Source organism: Pseudomonas sp. SDT291_1_S447 (assembly GCF_054070155.1).
Genome location: NZ_JBSVXS010000194.1, coordinates 1 through 6,674, shown reverse-complemented (window position 1 = coordinate 6,674; position 6,674 = coordinate 1). Strand labels below are relative to the sequence as shown.

The 6,674-nt window shown below is 60.2% G+C and carries 5 protein-coding genes; 3 read left to right on the top strand and 2 right to left on the bottom strand.

Annotation, left to right across the window (positions count from 1 at the left end):
• Positions 1–151: 151 nt before the first annotated feature.
• A complete protein-coding gene (locus tag ACW9IR_RS28250) occupies positions 152–547 on the bottom strand; it encodes a YbaN family protein (protein ID WP_102901778.1) in 396 nt (131 codons plus the stop codon).
• Positions 548–557: 10 nt separating this feature from the next.
• Positions 558–1,145 carry a UPF0149 family protein gene (locus tag ACW9IR_RS28245; protein ID WP_457465901.1) on the bottom strand — a complete coding sequence of 196 codons (588 nt, stop codon included), beginning with the start codon at positions 1,143–1,145 and terminating at the stop codon, positions 558–560.
• A 377-nt stretch (positions 1,146–1,522) separates the two neighbouring features.
• Between ACW9IR_RS28245 and recQ the strand changes: the two genes are divergently transcribed.
• The 3 genes from recQ to ACW9IR_RS28230 all read left to right on the top strand — a co-directional run bounded on the left by recQ (position 1,523) and on the right by ACW9IR_RS28230 (position 6,586).
• On the top strand, positions 1,523–3,652 hold the full coding sequence (recQ, locus tag ACW9IR_RS28240) for a DNA helicase RecQ (protein ID WP_457465899.1): 2,130 nt from the start codon (positions 1,523–1,525) through the stop codon (positions 3,650–3,652).
• A gap of 602 nt (positions 3,653–4,254) precedes the next feature.
• On the top strand, positions 4,255–4,689 hold the full coding sequence (locus ACW9IR_RS28235; RefSeq protein WP_016984207.1) for a MarR family transcriptional regulator: 435 nt from the start codon (positions 4,255–4,257) through the stop codon (positions 4,687–4,689).
• A gap of 127 nt (positions 4,690–4,816) precedes the next feature.
• Positions 4,817–6,586 (top strand): FimV/HubP family polar landmark protein, encoded by a 1,770-nt coding sequence (locus tag ACW9IR_RS28230; RefSeq protein ID WP_457465897.1) that lies wholly within the window; start codon positions 4,817–4,819, stop codon positions 6,584–6,586.
• Positions 6,587–6,674 lie beyond the last annotated feature (88 nt).

Below are 6,674 nucleotides of genomic sequence, written 5' to 3'. Positions count from 1 at the left end.
GAGGGCGAGAGGCTGATCAGGCGTCGACATGGCATCGGCTCCGTGCGGGAAGGGGGACGGAGTGATTGAACGGCTAAACGGCCAATTGCGCACCTGTCAGATCTGACAGGTCAAGGCTGTTTTCCGACGATCGGTAGCCTCGTTCGCCCGCTCAGGATTTGCGCAGCGTTTTCTGGCGCGCGATATAGACCGTCACCAGCACCGCACTGGTCAGCATGAAGCCCCGCGCCCACGGTAGCGGCACCAGGTAGCACGAGAACAGAATGCTGGCCCACATTAGCCCGATCGCGTAGATCTTGCCCTTGAGCGGAATGCCGTTGCCATCGAGGTAGTCACGAATCCATGGCCCCAGTCGTGGGTGTTCGACCAGCCAGCGATAGAAGCGCGGAGAGCTGCGGGCGAAACACGCCGCCGCGAGCAGGAGAAAAGGAGTGGTGGGCAAAACAGGCAGGAAAATCCCGATCACCCCCAATGCCACGCTGAGCCAGCCGATGGCCAGCAGGATGTAGCGCAACATCAGGGGGCGGTTGCCTATGGGATTGTCCATAGGCCGGATCTTAGTGGTGACGTGGCTTGAGGATCGCCGGTTTTTCATCAGGTGCCTGGCACAGCAGGTACAGCGCGGTCAGGGCTTCCGGGATCTGCACGATCATGTCGTCCATCAGGTTGGCGTCTTTGGCGATGTCTTCGAACTCTGGCTGTTCGTCGAACAGGCCCGAACCGACCATGATCGGCAGGAGCATTTCGCTGACTTCTTCTTCGGCGGTTTCGAACCAGGCTGCTTCACGCAGGAACACGCCTTCCATGAAACCGATGCACCAGCCGCGCAGTTCGGAATCATCCGGCTCTTCGCCCAGATCCAGTTCGCATGGCAGCTCGAACTCTTCATCCGAAGCCAGTTGACGGGCGATGTGGGCCTTGAGGCCGATCAGAGTGGCTTCGATCTCTTCGCGCTGGGCGTCGCTGCTGTAACGCGGCTCTTCGGCGAACAGGGCGTCGATCCACTCACGCTCCGGTACGTCTTCAGCGCAGATCGACAGCGCGGTGAGGTAGCCGTGAGCGGCCACGTAATCCAGCGCCTCGTCATGCAGCTCGTCGGCGTCGAGGAAAACTTGCAGGCGGGTCAGTTGCTCAGCGAAGGACATTACGGGGCTACCTTGGGGAATAAACAATGCGGGAATTCTAGGCCTTCTTGCGCGCTCAAGCCAGCCGCATGGCAGATTTGACCTGCCATACCCTGCATACACCCTGTAGGAGCTGCCGAAGGCTGCGATCTTTTGATTTGCTTTTAATAAGGACAAGATCAAAAGATCGCAGCCTTCGGCAGCTCCTACACAGGTATCAGCGATTGTATCGACGGGTGTCGCCCTGTGCAGGGAAGGCCTCGGGTATACTGCCGCGTTTTGCGATCCCTGCCCGCATTGCGCGTGTCACGTAATGCGTTCTTACGTTTTGTTTAAGCAGCCGTGGCTGTCCTGAACCAGCCTGTGCAGGGATGTTTCGGTAGATTTTTGGAGTTTTTATGCTCGAACAGGCTCAACGCGTCCTCAAGGACATCTTCGGCTACGACAGTTTCCGTGGCCGTCAGGGTGCAATCATTGAGCGCGTGGCCAGCGGTGGTGATGCGCTGGTGCTGATGCCTACCGGTGGCGGCAAGTCGCTGTGCTTTCAGGTGCCGGCTTTGCTGCGCGATGGCCTGGCGGTGGTGGTGTCGCCGCTGATCGCGCTGATGGACGATCAGGTCGCCACCCTCGAAGAGCTCGGTGTGGCCGCCGCCGCGCTGAACTCCACACTGAGCGCCGAACAGCAGCGCGATCTCGCGGCGCGGATCAAGCGCGGTGAAGTGAAGATGTTGTATCTGGCGCCCGAGCGCCTCGTGCAGCCGCGCATGCTCTCATTCCTGCAGAGCCTGAACATTGCGTTGTTCGCCATCGACGAAGCGCACTGCGTGTCGCAGTGGGGCCACGACTTCCGTCCGGAATACCTGCAACTGGGTCAGTTGGCCGAGCTGTTCCCCGACGTACCGCGCATCGCCCTGACCGCCACCGCCGACAAGCGTACCCGCGAAGAAATCGTCACGCGCCTGCATCTGCAGAATGCCGAGCGCTTCCTGTCGAGCTTCGACCGCCCGAACATCTTTTACCGCATCGTGCCCAAGGAGCAGCCGCGCAAGCAGTTGCTGGCGTTCCTCGCCGAGCGGCGCAGCGATGCTGGTATCGTTTATTGCCTGTCACGCAAGAAAGTCGAGGAAGTCGCGGCGTTTCTCAGTGAGCAGGGCTTTCCGGCGCTGCCGTACCACGCCGGCCTGCCCAACGATCTGCGCGCCTTCAACCAGAAGCGCTTCCTCAACGAGGAAGGCCTGATCATGGTCGCCACCGTGGCGTTCGGCATGGGCATCGACAAGCCCAACGTGCGTTTCGTCGCGCACCTTGATCTGCCGAAATCCCTTGAGGCGTATTACCAGGAAACCGGGCGCGGAGGCCGTGACGGCCTGCCAGCGGATGCGTGGATGGCCTACGGTCTGCAAGACGTGGTGATGCTCAAGCAGATGCTGCAGAACTCTGAAGGTGACGAGCGGCACAAGCGTCTGGAGCAACACAAGCTCGACGCGATGCTATCGCTGTGCGAAGAAACCCGTTGCCGTCGTCAGACCCTGCTCGCGTACTTCGATGAAGACATGCCCGAGCCGTGTGGCCATTGCGACAACTGTGTCGATGGTGTGCAGACCTGGGACGCCACCGAGCCTGCACGTCAGGCCTTGTCGGCGATTTTCCGTACCGGTCAGCGTTATGGCGTCGGTCATCTGGTTGATGTGCTGCTGGGCAAGGACAACGAAAAAATCCGCAGTTTCGGCCATCAGCACCTGTCGGTGTGGGGCGTCGGCAAGGCGTTGAGCGAGAGCGAATGGCGCTCGTTGTTCCGTCAACTGGTCGCGCGCGGTCTGGCGGATGTCGACCACGAAGGCTATGGCGGTCTGCGTCTGAATGACAGTTGCCGGCCATTGCTCAAGGGCGAAGTGAGCCTTGAATTGCGCCGCGACCTCAAACCGCAGGTTACCGCCAAAACCGCCAGCAAGAGCCCGGCCAGCCAACTGGTGCGCGGTGAAGAGCGCGAACAGTGGGAAGCCCTGCGCGCGCTGCGACGCAAACTGGCCGAAGAACATGGTGTGCCGCCGTACGTCATCTTCCCCGATTCGACGCTGCTGGAAATGCTCCGCAGCCAGCCGACTTCTTTGGCGGAAATGGCGCGGGTCAGTGGCGTTGGCGCGCGCAAGCTGGAACGCTATGGCGATGCCTTCCTCGAAGTGCTCGGCGGCGAGGTCGAGGCGCCGAAAGCGGTGGCCGACGTGCGCCACGAACTGATTACCCTGGCCCGCGCCGGCATGACGCCGCTGCAGATCGCCGGTCAGTTGCAGTGCTCGGAAAAGAACGTCTACACCATGCTCGCCGAGGCGATCGGCAAGCAGCAGTTGTCGCTCGAGCAGGCGCTGGATTTGCCAGAAGAGTTGATGGGCGAAGTGCAGGACGCGTTTCTTGATGGCGAGGGCGAGTTGCCATCGGTCGCCGAGGTTGCGGAGCTGTTTGCCGGGCGTGTGCCGGAGGGCGTGCTGTATTGCGTGCGGGCTGCGTTGCAGTCGGAATTCGAGATGTAATTTTGCCGTCGCCCCTCACCCCAGCCCTCTCCCGGAGGGAGAGGGGGCCGACCGAGGTGTCTTGCGCCATACATCGACCTGAATGACCGAGTCGATTATGGATTCAGCGCCGATCTGCCACGTCGGCGTAATTCCCGAATATCCCCCATTCCGTCCCCTCTCCCCCTGGGAGAGGGCTAGGGTGAGGGCCTGCCAATTCTGGATTCAGCAAAGCACTCCCAAGTCGCTAAATATCTAAAGCATCCCCATTCAGTCCCCTCTCCCTCCGGGAGAGGGCTAGGGTGAGGGCCGTCCACTTCGGGATTCAGCAAAGTACTCCCAAGTCGCTGAATATCTGAAGCATCCCCATTCAGTCCCCTCTCCCTCCGGGAGAGGGCTAGGGTGAGGGCCGTCCCATTCTGGATTCAGCAAAGCACTCCCAAAGTCGCTGAATATCTAAAACATCCCCCATTCAGTCCCCTCTCCCCCTGGGAGAGGGCTAGGGTGAGGGACCTCAAGATGTAACGATTCAGTACAGACCGCCACTTGCCTATAACTGCAGCTCATGCTTAGCTGGCTAATAATTAGATTTTCTTTATTTTCAGTCTAACCGTGAGTGTTTTATGCCGTTAACCGATCAACACCGCTTTGGCATGCAACTGGCCCAGATGTCCCGTGGCTGGCGTGCCGAACTGGACCGCCGACTGGCCGGGCTGGGTCTGTCCCAGGCGCGCTGGCTGGTGCTGCTGCATCTGGCGCGTTTTGAAGAAGCGCCAACCCAACGAGAGCTGGCGCAGAGCGTTGGCGTCGAAGGGCCGACCCTTGCACGCTTGCTCGATAGTCTGGAAAGCCAGGGGCTGGTGCAACGCCAGTCCGTGATGGAAGACCGCCGGGCGAAAAAAATCGTCCTCTGCGCACCGGCGCTTCCGCTGATCGAGCAAATCGAAACCATTGCCACACAGCTGCGTCACGAGTTGTTCGAAGGCGTCGACGAGGCGGATTTGAAGGTGTGCATGCGAGTTCACGGGCACATTCTGGGCAACCTGGAAAAATCTTGAGGCACATCCCCGTGCCGTATCTTTGAGAGATCGCGCTGAGCCGACTATAAGAACTACTGGGCAATATCGTGTTCGTACCGGATGTGCGAACGCATAGAAGTCGGTTTTGCTTATTTAAGGGATGCTCATGCTCGCAAGTCGGCACGTGGTACTGCGCGGTGGCGCCAAATGGCTGCTGGTCGTCGGTGTTTTCAGCTATTCGGCCTCGTCGATGGCCTTGGGGCTGGGTGACATCACTGTTCATTCAGGCCTTAATCAGCCACTCAAGGCTGACATCGCGTTGGTCGATGTCGGCGGGCTGACGCAAAACGATCTGGCGGTGCGTCTGGCCACGGCGGATGAGTTCGCCGAGGCCGGGGTCGAGCGAGTGTTCTTCCTCAACGACCTCAAGTTCATTCCGATCCTGCATGGCAATCGCCAGATGATCCGGGTGACCTCCAGTAAACCGGTCAACGAACCCTTCTTGAATTTCCTCGTGCAGCTCAATCAGCCCAATGGCCGTTTGCTGCGCGAGTACACGGTGTTGATCGATCCACCGGGTTCGCCGGGTATCGTGCCGGCCACCGATGAGCCGGATCCACTTGCGCAATCCTCCGGTTTTCCTACTGTCGAGCCTGCCGTGGCTGCGCCGCAGGTAGCTCAGGGCAAGCGCGATACCCTGCCAACGCCTGCCACCCCGCCCGCCAACGATGTGCTGGCCGAGCAATTGGCCGCCAGTGTGTTGCTGGGCCAGCAACTGCAGAAGACTGTCGACGAACTCAATGCAAAACTGCAGACACAGGATGTGCAGATTGCCGACGGCAAGAAGCAGATCGCTGACCTGCAAACGCGCCTGGTCGAACTTCAGCAAGCGCCGCCACCGACTGTAGCGACACCCGTACCGGCTTCGCCCCCTGTTGTGACGCCGGTCGCGTCCAGCGATGACGGTTTGAACTGGCCATTGCTCGGTGGCTTGTTGCTGTTGCTGGGGGCACTGGCCGGGTTGTTTGTGCACCGTCGCCGGCAACAGCAGACACCGGCTGACGAACCGCAACCGCTCTTGCCGCAGGGCAGTGAGCCGGATTTGCCTGAAGCCGAAAACGCAGGATCAGTCAGCGCTTCTGTCTCTGCCCAACATCGTGAAGAACCAGCGGCGGGTGATGTGCTGGAAGCCGTAGGGATCTATCTGGCCTATGGCCGACTCGGCGAAGCTGCCGGGCTGCTGCGCGATGCCTTGCACAAAGAACCGGAGCGCACCGATATCGGTTTGCAGTTGCTTGAAGTACTGGGGCGCCAGGGTGACAGCGCCGCGTTTGAACAACAGGAAAGTCATTTGCGTGAGCTGGGCGTGCCTGTCCAGACGTTGCAGGATGTGCGCGCTCGACATCCGAAACTGGCAAGTGCCGCGCTGTTGGCCGGCGCGCCGCCGGTCATTGCGGCGGCCCCGATTGTCGTTGCACCACAGCTGCCGGAAGATGATTTCGAGTTGAATCTGGGCGAGCTGTCGATGGATTCCAGTTGGGATCTGGAGGACAGTCGCCCGGCCTCAATCGAACCGTCGGCTGATACCTCGGCGCTGGGTTCCGGCCTGCGAGTACTGCCTCAGGATTTCGAGTTGCCGGAGGCGACCAGCGCAGACGCTGAGCTTGAGTGGATCCCCGAACCGGACACCGAGCCGCTGGATGAAGATTTTCTCAATGAGTTTGCCGATACCGAGCCGTCACTGGCGTTGCAACCGCTGGACTTGCAGGAACCGGAGCCGGTCCACGACGACAATTCCGGCAAGCTCGAACTGGCGCAGACGTGCATCGATGACGGTGACATCGACAGTGCGATTGCGTTGCTCAATGAGTTGCTCAAGGAAGGGGATGAGCCGTTGAAGCAAACGGCGCGGACGTTGCTGGCGGGGATTCGCTGAACCCGATGGTTTTGCGGTGTATTTTATGCCGCTATCGCGAGCAGGCTCACTCCTACAGGGGAACGCATTCCAATGTAGGAGTGAGCCT